General features: G+C 42.9%; 12 protein-coding genes. 6 read left to right on the forward strand and 6 right to left on the reverse strand.

All coding sequences use genetic code 11. From position 1 onward, the window contains the following. Positions 1 to 80: 80 nt before the first annotated feature. From BK026_RS03460 to BK026_RS03470, 3 genes are all read left to right on the forward strand, one after another. Positions 81 to 1,262: an acetyl-CoA C-acyltransferase gene (locus BK026_RS03460; protein ID WP_071814556.1), complete on the forward strand. Its 1,182-nt coding sequence runs from the start codon at positions 81 to 83 to the stop codon at positions 1,260 to 1,262. A 9-nt stretch (positions 1,263 to 1,271) separates the two neighbouring features. After that, complete coding sequence (locus tag BK026_RS03465) at positions 1,272 to 3,071, forward strand: acyl-CoA dehydrogenase C-terminal domain-containing protein (RefSeq protein ID WP_071814557.1); 1,800 nt, start codon at positions 1,272 to 1,274, stop codon at positions 3,069 to 3,071. A 315-nt stretch (positions 3,072 to 3,386) separates the two neighbouring features. Next, the gene (locus BK026_RS03470; RefSeq protein ID WP_071814558.1) at positions 3,387 to 4,271 is read left to right on the forward strand and encodes an alpha/beta fold hydrolase; all 885 of its coding nucleotides are present in this window, start codon (positions 3,387 to 3,389) and stop codon (positions 4,269 to 4,271) included. A 94-nt stretch (positions 4,272 to 4,365) separates the two neighbouring features. On the opposite strand, the gene BK026_RS03475 is transcribed toward BK026_RS03470, so the two are convergent. Next, positions 4,366 to 4,764, reverse strand: coding sequence for a DUF3718 domain-containing protein (locus BK026_RS03475; protein WP_071814559.1), 399 nt, complete (start codon positions 4,762 to 4,764; stop codon positions 4,366 to 4,368). Between the two features lie 257 nt (positions 4,765 to 5,021). Between BK026_RS03475 and BK026_RS03480 the strand changes: the two genes are divergently transcribed. Next, positions 5,022 to 7,265 carry a winged helix-turn-helix domain-containing protein gene (locus BK026_RS03480; RefSeq protein WP_071814560.1) on the forward strand — a complete coding sequence of 748 codons (2,244 nt, stop codon included), beginning with the start codon at positions 5,022 to 5,024 and terminating at the stop codon, positions 7,263 to 7,265. Here the strand turns inward: BK026_RS03480 and BK026_RS03485 are convergent. The 5 genes from BK026_RS03485 to BK026_RS03505 all read right to left on the reverse strand — a co-directional run bounded on the left by BK026_RS03485 (position 7,252) and on the right by BK026_RS03505 (position 11,539). Further along, complete coding sequence (locus BK026_RS03485) at positions 7,252 to 8,208, reverse strand: amidohydrolase family protein (protein ID WP_083574996.1); 957 nt, start codon at positions 8,206 to 8,208, stop codon at positions 7,252 to 7,254. The two genes, BK026_RS03480 and BK026_RS03485, sit on opposite strands and share 14 nt — an antisense overlap. A gap of 83 nt (positions 8,209 to 8,291) precedes the next feature. Continuing rightward, entirely contained in the window at positions 8,292 to 8,912 is a 621-nt protein-coding gene (locus tag BK026_RS03490) for an outer membrane beta-barrel protein (protein ID WP_177247872.1), read from the reverse strand. Positions 8,913 to 9,123: 211 nt separating this feature from the next. Continuing rightward, positions 9,124 to 9,522 (reverse strand): DUF3718 domain-containing protein, encoded by a 399-nt coding sequence (locus tag BK026_RS03495; RefSeq protein ID WP_071814563.1) that lies wholly within the window; start codon positions 9,520 to 9,522, stop codon positions 9,124 to 9,126. A gap of 363 nt (positions 9,523 to 9,885) precedes the next feature. Beyond that, on the reverse strand, positions 9,886 to 10,851 hold the full coding sequence (locus tag BK026_RS03500) for a sugar-binding transcriptional regulator (RefSeq protein ID WP_071814564.1): 966 nt from the start codon (positions 10,849 to 10,851) through the stop codon (positions 9,886 to 9,888). Further along, positions 10,844 to 11,539, reverse strand: coding sequence for an HAD family phosphatase (locus BK026_RS03505; protein WP_071814565.1), 696 nt, complete (start codon positions 11,537 to 11,539; stop codon positions 10,844 to 10,846). The genes BK026_RS03500 and BK026_RS03505 overlap by 8 nt, the downstream gene beginning before the upstream one ends. A gap of 456 nt (positions 11,540 to 11,995) precedes the next feature. Here BK026_RS03505 and BK026_RS03510 point away from each other — a divergent pair, with 456 nt between their 5' ends. Further along, entirely contained in the window at positions 11,996 to 13,711 is a 1,716-nt protein-coding gene (locus tag BK026_RS03510) for a cytosine permease (RefSeq protein ID WP_071814566.1), read from the forward strand. Positions 13,712 to 13,721: 10 nt separating this feature from the next. After that, positions 13,722 to 15,245, forward strand: coding sequence for a mannitol dehydrogenase family protein (locus BK026_RS03515; protein WP_071814567.1), 1,524 nt, complete (start codon positions 13,722 to 13,724; stop codon positions 15,243 to 15,245). Positions 15,246 to 15,279: the final 34 nt, after the last annotated feature.

Below are 15,279 nucleotides of genomic sequence, written 5' to 3' on the forward strand. Positions count from 1 at the left end.
TAAAGCTAGGCGACGTCTAAAGGTAAGAAAAACTAGCTAACTCTGGCTGAACGTTCGGCCCAACTGAAAGGAATAAAAACATGCGTGACGCAGTTATTGTAAGTACAGCACGTACGCCAATCGGGCGCGCTTATAAAGGTGCGCTGAACAATTTACCCGCCCCTTCATTAGGTGGCCATGCTATTCAAAACGCAGTAGCACGCGCAGGGATCGACCCTGCCAGTGTTGATGATGTGATTATGGGCGCAGCGCTAACCCAAGGCAGTGGCGGCATGAATATTGGTCGTCTTGCAGGCTTAGCGGGTGGTTTGCCGGTCACCGTAGCGGGTATGACGCTTGACCGCCAATGCAGTTCTGGCATGTATGCCATTGCCACTGCAGCGAATTCAATTCGCACAGGCGATACCAACATTATGGTTGCGGGTGGTTTAGATTCTATTTCTCTAGTACAAAACAAAAATATGAATATGTTTCGTGCAGTAGACCCTGCACTGGTTGCTAAGCACAAAGATATTTATATGCCAATGCTTCAAACTGCCGAAGTTGTAGGTAAGCGCTATAACATTAGCCGTGACGTACAAGACGAATATGGTTATCAAAGTCAAATGCGCACGGCAGCGGCGCAAGAAGCGGGTAAGTTTGATGATGAAATTGTTCCTATCACAGCCACGCAAGCCTTATTTAATAAAGAAACAGGTGAAACCTCTGAGCGTGAAGTGACCTTGTCAAAAGACGAAGGGAATCGCCCAGAGACAACGCTAGAAGGGCTTAAAGCACTTAATCCAGTAATAGAAGGTGGTTGTATTACCGCAGGTAATGCAAGTCAGCTTTCTGATGGTGCAAGCGCGACAGTCATTATGGATGAGCAGTCGGCGGCGAAGGGCACTGCTCAGCCTCTAGGTATTTATCGCGGTATTGCAGTAGCAGGCTGCGAGCCGGATGAAATGGGAATTGGACCAGTGTTCGCTATTCCTAAGCTATTAAAGCAGCATGGATTAACCATGGACGATATCGGTCTATGGGAGCTTAATGAAGCGTTTGCAGTACAGGTACTGTATTGCCGCGATAAGTTAGGCATTCCAGACGAATTATTAAACGTAAACGGCGGTGCCATTTCTATTGGTCACCCATACGGCATGAGCGGTGCTCGCATGGTGGGTCACGCACTCATCGAAGGTAAACGACGCGGTGCGAAATATGTTGTTTGCACCATGTGTATCGGTGGCGGCATGGGCGCTGCTGGTCTATTTGAAGTAATATAGGTATTGGGTATGGAAGGTTATAAAGCTCCACAACGTGACGCCATGTTTGTAACACATGAGCTACTAAATTATCAAAATCATTATCAAAAGCTGGGTTTCGATGAAGCGTCTGAGGACCTTGTGTCTGCAATTTTTGCTGAAGCGGCCAAGTTTTCTGAAAATACGCTTGCACCTATAAACGCGTCTGGCGATGAAGAAGGGTGTAAGTGGGTTGACGGAGAAGTCACCACGCCAAAAGGGTTTAAAGAAGCTTATCAAACCTATGTTGAGGGTGGTTGGCCCAGTATGTCTCACCCAGAAGAGTTTGGTGGTCAAGCGCTACCGTATTCACTGTCTTCTATTATTGCAGAGTGGTTCTCTGGTGCTAACCATTCCTGGGCGATGTATCCGGGCCTGAGCCAGGGCTGTATGGAAACCCTTAAGGCGCACGGTACTGAACTTCAGCAAAAAATGTTTCTAGAGAAGCTGGTTAGCGGTGAGTGGACAGGCACAATGTGTCTAACTGAAGCGCACTGTGGTTCAGACCTTGGTATGTTGAAATGCCGCGCAGAACCGCAAGAAGATGGTACATACAGTTTAACGGGCACAAAGATTTTTATCTCTGCCGGTGAGCACGATATGTCTGAGAATATTGTACACATTGTGTTAGCTCGCTTGCCTGACGCACCGGAAGGTACCAAGGGTATTTCTTTGTTCGTTGTGCCTAAGTTCAACGTATCCGAAGATGGTGAAAAACAAGATAGAAATGCGGTAAGTTGCGGCAGTATAGAACATAAGATGGGTATCAAAGCCAGCGCAACTTGTGTTATCAACTTTGACGGTGCTAAAGGTTATTTGATAGGCCCACCTAACCGTGGTCTAAACTGTATGTTTACCTTTATGAACACCGCGCGTATTGGCACAGGCCTTGAAGGCTTAGCTGCGTCTGAGGCGGCTTTCCAAGGTGCGTTACGCTATGCAAAAGATCGTATCCAGTTCCGTTCGTTGACGGGGCGAAAGAACCCTGAAGGCCCAGCCGATCCCATCATTGTGCATCCTGATGTGCGCCGTATGCTGCTAACGCAAAAAGCCTTTGCGGAGGGCAACCGTGCGCTTGCTGCTTATTGTATGCAGTTAGTTGATGTTACGCTTTACGGAAGCGATGTGGCTGAAAAGCAAGTGGCGGATGCGAAACTTGCGTTTTTAACGCCTATTGTAAAAGCCTTTTTAACAGAGACTGCCCAAGAGTCTACTAGTTACGGTATGCAGGTATACGGCGGTCACGGCTTCATAAAAGAATGGGGCATGGAGCAGCTGGCTCGCGATACACGCATTTGTACCATGTATGAAGGAACGACGGGTATTCAAGCTGTTGACTTGTTGGGTCGTAAGGTCATGGGCTCTAATGGTGAGTTATTAAATGTATTTGTCCAAGAAGTGCGAGACTACTGCAACTCACTGCGTGACAACGCACAGTTCAGTGCTTGGACTAATGCGTTAAATTCACATCTTGATGAATGGCAGCAGATCACCATGGACATTGGTAAAGCCGCTGCGTCAAACCCTGACGAAATTGGCGCAGCGTCTGTCGATTACCTAATGTATTCCGGTTATGTCACCGTTGCTTACTTCTGGCTGAAAATGGCAGTGAAAGCACAAGAGCAGCTTGATGCAGGTAGCACTGAAACCGAGTTTTATAAGAGTAAGATTTTAACAACGGGCTTCTATTTTGACCGTTTGTTAACCCGCACTCGCTCACTGGTTTCTGCAATGCAGTCGGGCGCTGACAATTTAATGTCTATGCCAGAAAGCATGTTCGCAATTGAGTAACTAAGCAAAAACGATACATGTACGCCGAAATTCGGCGTACATAAGGCCGAGAAAATGATGTAGTCGAGTTAATGGTTTATAAAATCATTGGACACATTATTTACTCGGCTTTTTTGTTTACGGCGAGCAAGGGGGGATTTTGGTTAAGCGACCAACACCAGCGTTAATCGTTAGTGATGCGTAATACCTTTTGGGATAGATAATTACCCATTAGGTGAGGCATAAATTGTTTGTAATATCGGCCTGTTACCGCGTATATCTCTAGCCTCTCTGGACTGCTAATTTATTGTAAATAACTTTGGGAAAATCTACACAGTGATAGTTTCTAAATATGTCGAAGTAGAAGGTGCGTCCATTCACTATTTGTCTCGAGAAGAGGGTAGCGGTGAAAATCCTCTAATTATTATGCTGCACGGATTTCCAGAAAATGCGTATACATGGGAAGCGTTAATTGCATTACTTCCCTCGTCGCTTGACATCATTGCGCCAGATCTACCCGGTTACCACCTATCAAGTCCACTGCCAAACGAAAAAGATTATCAAGTTCCATCGCTTGTAAATCGACTTGCAACCTTTGTTAAAAATGTAAGAAATGGCAGGAAGGTCATATTGGTAGGACATGACTGGGGAGGTGCTATAGCATGGCCTCTAGCGGCGTTTTACCCAAAGTTAATAAGTAAACTCATCATTGTTAATGCTGCACATCCATCTTGTTTTACTTATGCAATAAAAGTGTCCTCTGCGCAAAGAGCGAAAAGTCAGTACATTTGCGAGCTTATTGGTGAAGGTGCTGAACTCACGCTTAAAAACACTGATTTCGCACTATTGAAAAATATGATCGGCAAAACATTTTTTGAGCAAGCGCCTCGCTATTCCAGTCAACTACTTAATGACTGGCGCAAACCTGAAATACTCGCCGCAATGCTTAACTACTATAGGCAAATGCCTCAGCAAGTGCCTGAAGAAAATGCGCCTGAAAGCACGTTGAATGACATTAGCGTACCGCAGATATTCATTCATTGCCCAACGCTATTATTGTGGGGAGAACAGGACGATGCGTTTGATTTATGCGTATTGGATAACATTGAGCACTATGTTCCATTGATAAAAAAGGCGCTCAATTCAAGCGCGACGCACTGGCTGCACAGGGAAAAGCCTGAGTGGGTACGAAAGAATGTTATTGATTTTATAAGTGCTTAAAAAAGGTGAGGCCCCAATAATGGGGCCTCCAGTGCGGCATCCTGCCGCTACCATGTTGAACTGCTTTATCACATGGCGTGACTAAATTGTGGTATTAAATTCTGCCGTTCAGTTCAGCTGAGATAGGTGAGCTTTGAAGACCTTGCTCAGCAATCCAAGCTTGTAAGGTTTTTCCGTCTGACTCTGGCTGAGCCAAATCCTTACTTGGCATTTTTTTCACAAGTAGCGTACCAACTTCAACAGCGTTGCTAGATAGCGCTGTGCGAATTAGGCTCTGGCCGTTACACGAGATGCCAGAGTAGTAATCACGAAGCTTTAATTTATAGTCCGACTGTACGCTACGCATTTTCTTGCGAAGTTCGCCTTTGTCATCTGCCTGAACGATAGTACAGATGTTTGCAAGTGCCTCGTTGATGTCATTTGCCTGCGCAACGTTAGAGAAAGCTAATGAAGACGCCGCAATAACTAGAGAAGTTTTAACAATTTTCAACATGGTTAAATTCCTTCGTTTTTAAGTTTAGAGTTTTTGTTTGTTCGTTGGGTTTAATTAAAACTAAATCTAAGTTATTGAAAAACATGCATAGAAATAACGAGGTATAACTTTTGATACGCATTTTCTATAAAAGTGACTAAAACGAGAGGGTTAGACAAAAGTATAGCATTTGAGAGTGTTATCTATAATGACTATTCGGTGTACCATAAAAGCTCTAACAAACTAAACATGTTGCTTAAGATAATGGATCGAAAGTCATGGATGCTTCTTCTTATTTAAAATTAAATGGGTTTGTTTTTAGCCGCGCCGAAAACTCAATTCAAAGAAACGGGCGTGTGGTTAAACTAACCAATAAAATTTCTGAAGTCCTCACATTACTGATTCATTGTGATGGCGAAGTCGTCACAAGAGAAACATTACTTGACGAAGTATGGCCAGGACGGTTTGGAGCAGACGAGTCTCTGTCTAGAGTTATTTCAGACCTGAGAAAAAAACTAGACACTTTGGAGCCAGGGTTAAGCGCAACTGTCGAAACCATTCCTAAACGCGGCTACAAATTTGACTCCTCAAAAATCAAAGCGCTGGAGATTGAAACCGTTAATACGGAATCGTCACCAGTAAAAACGAGTCTAAGGTCTAAGTCTTATTTCGCAGCCCTATTGCTCGTAGTATCGGCGCTTGTGTTTATCTTTTTCTCTAACACATGGCAGCCTAAACCGGAACTTGACGGCGTTGCAGTATTAACGTTTGATGACCTTTCTGATGAACCAGGGTTAAAAAATTTATCCATTGGTATCACTGAAGAAATACTACAGATACTAGCCAGTGAGACCGATATGCGCGTCATAGCGCGTAAATCGTCACACTATTTTTCGGAAAATTCGCTCCCTGTCACTGAGATAGCGAGGGAATTAAAAGTCCGGTTTCTAGTAGACGGGACTATTCAACGTCAAAACAATACCGTGAAAGTGTCTACAAGTATAATCGACGGCAAAAATGGAACTCAAATATCTAGTGCGAGCTTTTCATTCAATGGTGCTGAAATTTTCGATATACAGCGCGATGTCGCCCGAAGTATTGCAATGAGCACATCGTCTTTATCCATTGCTGCTCAACAACCTAATGTTCAAAACAATATCGATTACGATGCTCAGTTGGAGTTTTTGTCGTTGAAAGCCAGCTTGCTTAACTTAGCACCCGAAAATCTCGAATCGTTGCAAAAGGATGTTCAACAATTGGTGAATAGAAATCCAGAATTACAAGATGCGCAATTTTTACTGTCCAGCATTCTTAGTATACGCGCCAACTGGGTACAGATTGAAGAGGCGCAAGCGTTTGAGATGTCCTCGGCAATTTTGAACGGCAAAGACGAATCAAATGAGCTCAATGCATTATTTTGGTTTGCAAAGGCGATGATGATTAGCCCAAGAGCCACAACGCCTAGAAGCGGCGATGTAGAGCAAGCACTTAAGTATTTTGAAAAAGCCTACAGCTTAGAGCCTTACAACACACTGATTTTAGAATGGTACTTAGTAATGCTTCATAGAGTAGGGCGAGCGGATTACGCTAAACAAATTGCTGAAATACGGTTGGAAAATGACCCGTTTAACAGCACGTTACTCGATGGGTTAGCCATGTATCATTATGCTCATGGACAGTACGAGCAGTCTAGAAAGTACGCATTGCGTTTAAGCGCTGTTGACCAGTTAAGCCCAGAAGGGCCGAATCGATTGGCATATATTCACATTGTAAGAAATGAAATCGTTGACGCGGACATAAAAGCGCAAGAGTGCCTTTCGCGTAGTATAAAATTTATGAATTGTTGGGTACATAAAGCAGAAATTCATGAATATACTGGTGAACAGTATCTTCGCAATGAAGTCTATAACGTGATGAAGAAGCTGGCACCACCTGTAGCAAAAGCACTAAATTTACATCAGCTCAATCACAGTGATTCAGAAAACAAAATTGAGCACATTGAAGCGTATTTAAGCAGTGTTAACGAATATGATTTCAATGTTGGCTTCTTTCCTCAAGTGTACCTGTACTCACTAACACAAATACCTGATGGACAACATGCACGTTATGTTGATCTTGCTTTATCAAAGGTTTCAGGTGGCCAGGCACTTTTGTATCGAAAACTGCTTTACCCAAATGATGTTAGCAATGAAGTACCAATAGTCGATGAAATCACTCGAGCGTTAAAGAACGAGGAGCGGAGTCGTTACTACGACTATTATCTGGCTCAGCTTTATGCTCAGATGGGGCAATTCAATGATGCACTCAATATACTAGCGACGTTAATAGATAACCGCTCCGTTCCGGCAAGTTTTCAACGATTTTATGGCATCGAAAGTGATCCATTCTTTAAAGAGATGATGGATATACCAAAATTTAAAATGCTCTTAGAAAAACACGAAGAAAATAAATTAGCATTAAAGATGGCCATTTCAGAGAACAATAAAACGGCCAACGTTATTGAAAAGGCTATGGCACTTTAACGCGTATTTTTTTTGTTCTATGTTGGCTCATTTGTTTATCCGTTAGCCCCAAAAATTTGGCAGCGTTATTGTAGAAGATATCAGCTTTCTGCTTAAGGGTTAGTGCCTCACAGTCATTGATCGTCGCTATTGCATCGTCAATGATATCGGGCCATACCATCTGGTCGCTCCCATACAAGATACGGTCTCCAAAACCCGAGTCAGTCAGTGATAATATATAATTTATGACTTCTTTTTCTGGCAGGATCCAATTTACAACCGCAATATCAACATAGACATTGGGGTGCATGTATAACAGTGATTTTAAGTCTTCGATAAAGGGCCAGCCACCATGCATTATATATAGTTTTAATTTCGGGTATTTCACTAACAGGTTTTCTATTTGACCCGGCGATGCATTATATGCACGCATTGAGCCCAACATCTCTGGCAAATAGTGCAAGCCAAAGTTAGGGCCCCCAGGAAAAATATGTACTCCAATTGGCACACCGAGCTCTTCTGCAAGTTTGAAATAACGTTCAATTGAAGGGTGGTCTAATCTCTTACCCTCATAAAACGGCGCGAGTTCAGCGATAACATCTAAATAACCAAGCTCATGTTGCTTTTTTAGTATTGATGGCGGTTTTGTCGCGTTTGCTACTAAAATCGTGGTTGGCGCATCTTCCAACCATAATTCACCAGCAGTCACTACTGCTTTCACAATATTGTATTTATGAAATCGTTTCAGCACTTCTTGTTTAAGATGCACTGCGTTTTTCGCTGCACGGTAAGTTTTGCCTCGAAGCGTTGGGGGATGTTCAAGACCAAACAATGGACTTCCGTCTTTATACGCGTGAACATGTACATCAATGATAGGACCCGTATATTTTGACGCAGAATAAGCCGATAGAGAGAAAAAGGTGCATACTAGGGCAGTTATGAATATCGTGTTTGGCATAGTCATAAACTTTTATCCAAGTAGAAGCTCTATTGAAAAAATCATGCAAATAAATCCGAGGCGATTAAATTAATCGCCTCCAAAGTATTTTAGAAGCGGTATGCTATTGATGCTGACCATGTTGATAAGTCAACTGCTCCAGTATCACCTAAATCGCCATTAGAGTATTGAAAGTACTCAAGTCCAACTAAAAAGTTCTCAGAGAAATTCCAGTTTACTCCGGCACCATAAGAGAATTCATTACTGTAGTTTTCCCGTCCAAATTCAGGCCCATCGGGTAGAAATGCGGTTAAAACAATGTTTGTCGTTGTGCCCAGCATTACATAGGGGGAAAACGTCTGGTCTGCAAAAAATCTATAACCAATAGAAGTATTCGTTAAACCATCAAGTTCTATGTCTAGACCTCTTACAGTTTCTCCACCTCGTGGGGTAACTCGACTTTCCGATTTTGAAAAGCCCTTTCCATGACGCAATTCGACAAAAATACCGTTGTTGAAAACATAACGCATCTGAGCTAAAGCTAAATCGATATCTACCTCTGCTTCAATGTCTTCTATTGAACCACCCGGTGTACACGCACACTGATCATAATTTTTAGGTTTACTTGTGCCTAAAGTTAGTCCTATCTCTATATTTGCCAGTGCATTAAAAGAACAGAGCGCAGTGCAAGCGAATAGCGCTATAAATTTTTTGTTGAGTGAAGTTTTCATTTTAATCTCCATGAATAATATTTGCCTTAATGGCAATAAAATCATGGACGTATAGGACTAACAAAACCTTTCTTTTTTCTGAAGAAAGCCTGAGTTAAGGTTGATATTTTTTTGAAATACAAAGAAAAAGGCCCCGTAGCAGAGGGGCCTTTCAGTGCAGCATTCGCTGCTACCATGTTGAATCGATTCACATGGCAATGTGAAAGAGGTATTAAATTCTGTCGTTCAGCTCAGCTGAAATTGGTGAGCTTTGCAGGCCCTGCTCAGCAATCCACGCTTGTAATGTTTTACCGTCAGCTTCTGGTGCTTGTAGATCTTTACTTGGCATTTTCTTAACAAGCAATGTACCCACTTCAACAGCATTGTTTGAAAGTGCAGTTCTGATTAAGCTTTGACCGCCACAAGATATGCCAGAGTAGTAATCGCGAAGCTTCAGTTTGTAGTCTGACTGCACACTACGCATCTTTTTACGAAGCTCACCTTTGTCATCGGCCTGAACGATAGTACAGATGTTTGCCAGTGCTTCGTTTATATCATTAGCTTGTGCTACGTTAGAGAAAGTTAAGGTAGACGCCGCAATTACTAGAGAAGTTTTAACGATTTTCAACATGGTTAAATTCCTTCGGTTGTTGTTTTTCGACTTTGTTTATTCGTTGGAATGAATATAACCTGAAGCTAAATTGCTGAAAAACATGTCAAAAAATAACAGCGTATTCCAAAGTATACCTTTTGAAGGATGGGGTAGTTACAAGCTAGTTTGACCCGTACATTCTCTTGCGAAAAAATCTACAACCACAGTATCGGTAACTAGCTCTGTTGTTGAGTATAAAAAAGGGCGTCCGGTAAAGAGGCCTATTAAGCGCAGGGGGCATTACAACCTTACCGAACAACGAGTCAGGTATTGGACAATGCTTGGATAGCAGTAAAAGTTTATGTGCCTATTAAAATTCACAAAGCAGTTAAAAATTAGTCTCTAACTTGGCTGATCGTAAATTAAAGCAGTCGCCGTGCGCTCTGTGGTAATCAGACCGTTTATGAATTTTGAGCGAAGTGCGCCTCTTATTGCCTTAAACTTGTTATCACCAGCCGCCACGCCAATCGTCGGTTTTTCTGGCGCTGTGTCTAGCTTAAAGCTAGTCACTCTTTCATTGATACCACACTTTATTATTATGCCTTCTTCATTGAATACCCAACTGATAATTTCGCCACAAGCTCCAGAATCTGTGAGTGTAGTTAGTTGGTGGTCATCAATGAAACCGTCTTTAAAAAGGGGGGATGAGTCTCCCAAATTGCCAATGCCAACAAAGCTAATATCTGCGTTTTGTGCCAGCGCGTGAATACGAGAGATATGTTTCTGTTGTTGCCATATTTCACGTTCTGCTTTTGATGATGCAATGACAGGGATAGGCATTGGAAAGTGTTGTGCTTTTACGCGATCGGCGACGTGAACAGCCACATCATATCGCGTAGCCTCTCCATTGTTGGCTATATTGCCGACTAAAGACACTATCTTATGCTGAGGACAGTTAAGGATAGACAATTCATTGGCACATGCACGAAGCACTCGTCCTGTTCCAAAAGCAACCGTCTGCGGCGTATCAATTTTCAGTACGCGCTCTATAACAGTTGCACCTGCCTGACCGAGCCCTTGCGTAGAATTGGGATCGTCGTCAACGTTGGGGACTACTTCGCAAATCGACAACCCAAATTTCTCTTTTACACCCTGTGCTAACTCCATGCACCTAGCTATCGGGTGCTCCAAACGCACCTTTACCAAACCTTCAGACATTGATAATGCGACAAGACGTTGAGCACTTTGGCGTGATGTTTTAAGCGTTTGCGCAATTTCATCTTGGGTCTTTCCACCCACATAATACATCCACCCAGCTCGCGCAGCTTCATCTAGTCTGTTGAGTTCTTTTTGTGTTTTTTTACTCATTTGTCTTTCTCGTATCAAAAAGGCAAGAAATGTGAGGAATGAATTCATTCCATGAGTGAAGCGTGTTGCTCTCAGATGAAAATTCATTGCCGGTGCAGTTGTGTAAATGCGTGCCCCCTTTGTAATGAAAGTAAGGCATTTTAGCGGCTCTTGCGGCAGCCAAGCCTGGCTGAGAGTCTTCAATGACTATGCAGTGTTCAGGTTTAACATTTAGTGTTTTGGCTGCATACAAAAACAAATCGGGCGCTGGTTTTCCATTTTCAACCAAAGAACGTGTGAATATACGCCCATGAAAATAAGAAAGAAGTTCTGTGTTTTCAAGTGCTTTCATTGTTCTTTCTAATGAACTGCTGGTCGCTACGCAGTAAGGAATGTTTCGGGCTTTTAGTTTCGCCAATACATCGGTAATCCCCCGCGTTTTTTGTAAGGAATTTCCGAACTTTTCAAAAAGTAGCGCTTGAAAATCCTCTTTGATGGACGTTGTCAGTTCAAGGCAGAAGTCTCTATTCACAACCCACTCTACGTGTTCCATGCTTTTACCAAGAAAATGCTCAACAAAATATTGCTTTGATAACGATACATCGTAACGAACTAACACTTCTTGCCACGACTCCATAGACAGCACTTCACTGTCAATAAGCACACCATCACAATCAAAGATCACAAGCTTCGCGTAGGGTGTTTGCAAAAACAATTTCCTTTCAATAGTCGCTGATGCATAGGGGAGTATGCAAAAAAGAAGAAGTATATACCTTTACCTCAAGAGTTTTGTAACTTACGAGAAAATTAGTGCGAACATTTGCCTAAGTGTAAAGCAATTAGCATGTTGCTTTCTACCCTTAAGAAAATACAGTTAAGTGTGTTTACGTAAACTGCCACACCCTCAAATTATTAACAATCACATATATACGCATGTTCGGTAGGTTCAACACTATCGCACTCAGTAGCCAAATTCTTGGTAAAGAGCCCCAAGGTATAAGTGTTAAAATTATGACAAAACGACACCTTGTTTTGTTAAAAGGTGTTTACAACGTCATTCCCTTATGCAACCATTCCTTCAAATTGAGATATAGCCCAATGGTTGGGTATTTGCTCATTTTCTGTTTTTTACCAAGTAGTAACATCTACAACACGAGATTTGAAGATGAAGTCAACGTCGAGCGATATTGATATTTCACAAGTAAGCGATGAACAATTGCCCGTCGCTAAACATAAGTTAAAAGGCTGGAAACATTTCATGGGCTTATATGCCGGTGAGCATGTTGCCGCCACTGAGTTTGTGTTCGGTGCCACCTTTGTTGCACTTGGCGCATCCATGACCGACATTTTGCTGGGCTTACTCATCGGTAACTTACTCGCTGTTTTAAGCTGGACGTTGATCACCACGCCTATTGCAGTTGAGACTAGGTTAAGCCTGTATTCTTATCTTCAGAAAATAGCCGGCGATTCGATGACCAAGCTCTATAACTGGGCAAATGTGTTTATTTTTACCGTGATATCGGCCGCTATGATAACTGTATCGGCAACAGCCGTGCGTTTTGCGTTAAATATACCTGCACAGTTAAATTGGTATCCAACAAATCTAGCCTTTGTTGCCGTGGTACTTGCTGTGGGCGTCATTGTTGTCTTTGTCGCTATGTATGGGTTTAACGCCGTATCTGACTTCTCACGTATTTGTGCACCGTGGTTGTTCACCATGTTCATTTGCGGCCCGCTTATTCTTATGCCTGCGCTTGCTGAGTCTGTAATAGGGCAAACGTTTTTAACATCGTGGGATGACTTTATGCATATCGGTAGTACATCGGTATGGACGGGGTTAACCCAAAGCGGTGAACCAGGTATTGGTTTACTAGAAGTTATTGGCTTCTCGTGGGCAGCAAACACCATAACCCATTTTGGCCTTATTGATATGGCGTTGCTGCGCTTTGCTAAGCGCAAACGCTACGGCCTTTGCACATCTGCGGGCATGTTATTCGGTCACTACGTTGCATGGATTTCAGCGGGTATTATGGGCGCAGGAACAGCGGTTATTGTGCAAAAATCTATTGTTGAGTTAGACCCAGGTGATGTGGCTTTCCATGCATTAGGTTTGTCTGGGCTTGTCATCGTTATTGTAGCCGGTTGGACCACGGCAAATGCAAACCTTTATCGCGCTGGGCTTGCGGCACAAGCTATTTTTAAAGATAAATCACGCACTAAAACCACAGCGATTGTCGGTATGGTTACAGTTGCTATTGCATGCTTCCCATTCGTATTTACCAAATTATTGCCGCTGTTGACATACGCAGGGTTACTGGTTGTTCCCGTAGGTGCCATTGTGTTTGCTGAACACATGATTTTCCCTCGTATAGGGTTTACTCGATACTGGGCGCATTACCAAAGCCTTACTCACAGTACACCAGCGGTAGTCAGCTGGGGACTGGGGCTTGTGTTCGGTTTTGGTTTGAATGCCTTAGATGTTATGTCTTTCTATTATTTATTTATACCTACGTGGCTTTTCACCATTGCTGTGTATACAGCTATGGCCTCGAAATATGGTGCAAAGAAAACATATCCCGAGCAAGAAGCACAATTAAATGCTTTTAATGCCCGTGTTGAAACACATCAGCAGCGAGAAGCAGATTTAGCAAGCGATCACGTTGAAGATATCAGCGCCTTTTCTAAACTGTTGCGCTTAACTTCAGTGGCTAGCTTGGTTGTTTCTATAGCACTGGCATTTAAAACATTTTCTTTTAGTGACACGCTTACTGTGTATGAGTCGAACCGAGACTTATTCTTCAATATTGGGTTCGCGTGCACGGTTATCTATTTCGTTACTGCGTATTGGGCGATGCGTCGCCAAAAAGCGCTACAAAGCTAATAAGGTTCTTATGCTATCTCAAACGTCTATTTCATTGAATAGAGCGAACTTATCGTCGTTACCCAATGACGTTAAGCGTCCAGCTTATGATGTGGAGAATGTTCAAACGGGTATTGTCCACATTGGTGTGGGTGGTTTTCATCGTGCGCATGAAGCCATGTACGTAGACAGATTAATGGCAAAAACCGGCGATTTGACATGGGGTATTTGCGGTGTCGGCCTTCGCGAAAATGACCGTGCGATGAAAAAAGTGTTCGACGAACAAGATAACCTCTATACCTTGGTAGAAAAACACAATGACGGCGCTCGTAGTGCATCAGTGATTGGCGCAATGACAGGTTTTCTAATGGCGCCGGACGATCCGCAAGCAGTCATTGAAAAAATGGCTGACCCCGAAGTGCGCATTGTATCTTTGACTATTACCGAAGGTGGATACAACTTTGATGCGTCTACAGGAGAGTTCATTACCACGAACCCTGATGTAATTCACGATATTGAAAATCCTAAACAACCTAAGTTGGTTTTTGGTTATCTGGTTGCTGCGCTTAAAAAGCGTAAGGAAAGCAATATTAAGCCGTTTACTGTTATGTCGTGTGACAATATCCAACATAACGGTCATGTGCTTAAGAAGATGTTGCTTGCGTACATTGAGTTGTTCGATCAATCGTTTGCGGCCTGGGTAAATGAAAACGTAAGTTTTCCTAACTCGATGGTAGATAGAATAACGCCTGCAACAACCAGCGAAGATATCGTTACGTTAGAAGCTCACGGCGTCAAAGACCGCTGGCCAGTGGTATGTGAACCTTTCGACCAATGGGTTATTGAGGATGATTTCTGTAACACTAAGCCTTCTTTTGACGTCGTTGGCGCACAGTTCGTGAACGATGTGGCGCCTTACGAAAAGCTTAAGCTTCGCATGCTCAATGCGGGGCATTCTGTGTTGGGGCTAGTTGGTTCGGTTGCTGGCCTTAGTACTATTCATGAGAGTGTAGAAGCGGCGCAGCTAAAGCAGTTACTGTCTATTTTCATGGAAAAGGAGGTCATGCCGACGTTGGATAAAGTTGAAGGGATTGATGTATTTGACTATCGCGATACGTTACTTTCGCGATTTTCAAACCCTTTCATAAAGGACACGCTAGCACGTATTTGCCTTGAAAGCTCTGCCAAATTACCGGTATTTTTACTGCCGACAGTAAGAGATAACCTGGCTGCAGGGCGTGACGTAAGCATTAGTGCACTAGTGGTAGCATGTTGGGCATATTACTCTGAAAAACATGCTTCACAAGATGGAAAACCTCTAGAAATTAATGACATTCTCGCCGATAAGCTACACCAAACAGCAAAACAGAGAGACGTAAATGAGCTTAGCTTTCTCGAGTTAGAAGAGGTGTTTGGTGAACTCGCCAAGAACGATGTTTTCTCAGTTTATTACAAAAAATTGCTAAAGCGGCTTCACCAAAACGAGCCGGTCCTGTCAATGAGTGAGTCGCTTTCTAAGACCAAGCTAAATATGCAGAATGTGAACGTTTTTTAAAGGCCCAACACTGTGAAGCATCGAGTACTTCTTT

Origin of the sequence: Alteromonas sp. V450, from assembly GCF_001885075.1 — a bacterium.
Taxonomy (GTDB): Bacteria; Pseudomonadota; Gammaproteobacteria; order Enterobacterales; family Alteromonadaceae; genus Alteromonas.

Coding starts and splice junctions, on each gene's coding strand:
- BK026_RS03515 (WP_071814567.1), top strand. CDS start 13,722: ATGCTATCTCAAACGTCTATTTCATTGAATAGAGCGAACTTATCGTCG.
- BK026_RS03500 (WP_071814564.1), bottom strand. CDS start 10,851: ATGAGTAAAAAAACACAAAAAGAACTCAACAGACTAGATGAAGCTGCG.
- BK026_RS03485 (WP_083574996.1), bottom strand. CDS start 8,208: ATGACTATGCCAAACACGATATTCATAACTGCCCTAGTATGCACCTTT.
- BK026_RS03495 (WP_071814563.1), bottom strand. CDS start 9,522: ATGTTGAAAATCGTTAAAACTTCTCTAGTAATTGCGGCGTCTACCTTA.
- BK026_RS03510 (WP_071814566.1), top strand. CDS start 11,996: ATGAAGTCAACGTCGAGCGATATTGATATTTCACAAGTAAGCGATGAA.
- BK026_RS03480 (WP_071814560.1), top strand. CDS start 5,022: ATGGATGCTTCTTCTTATTTAAAATTAAATGGGTTTGTTTTTAGCCGC.
- BK026_RS03475 (WP_071814559.1), bottom strand. CDS start 4,764: ATGTTGAAAATTGTTAAAACTTCTCTAGTTATTGCGGCGTCTTCATTA.
- BK026_RS03490 (WP_177247872.1), bottom strand. CDS start 8,912: ATGAAAACTTCACTCAACAAAAAATTTATAGCGCTATTCGCTTGCACT.
- BK026_RS03460 (WP_071814556.1), top strand. CDS start 81: ATGCGTGACGCAGTTATTGTAAGTACAGCACGTACGCCAATCGGGCGC.
- BK026_RS03465 (WP_071814557.1), top strand. CDS start 1,272: ATGGAAGGTTATAAAGCTCCACAACGTGACGCCATGTTTGTAACACAT.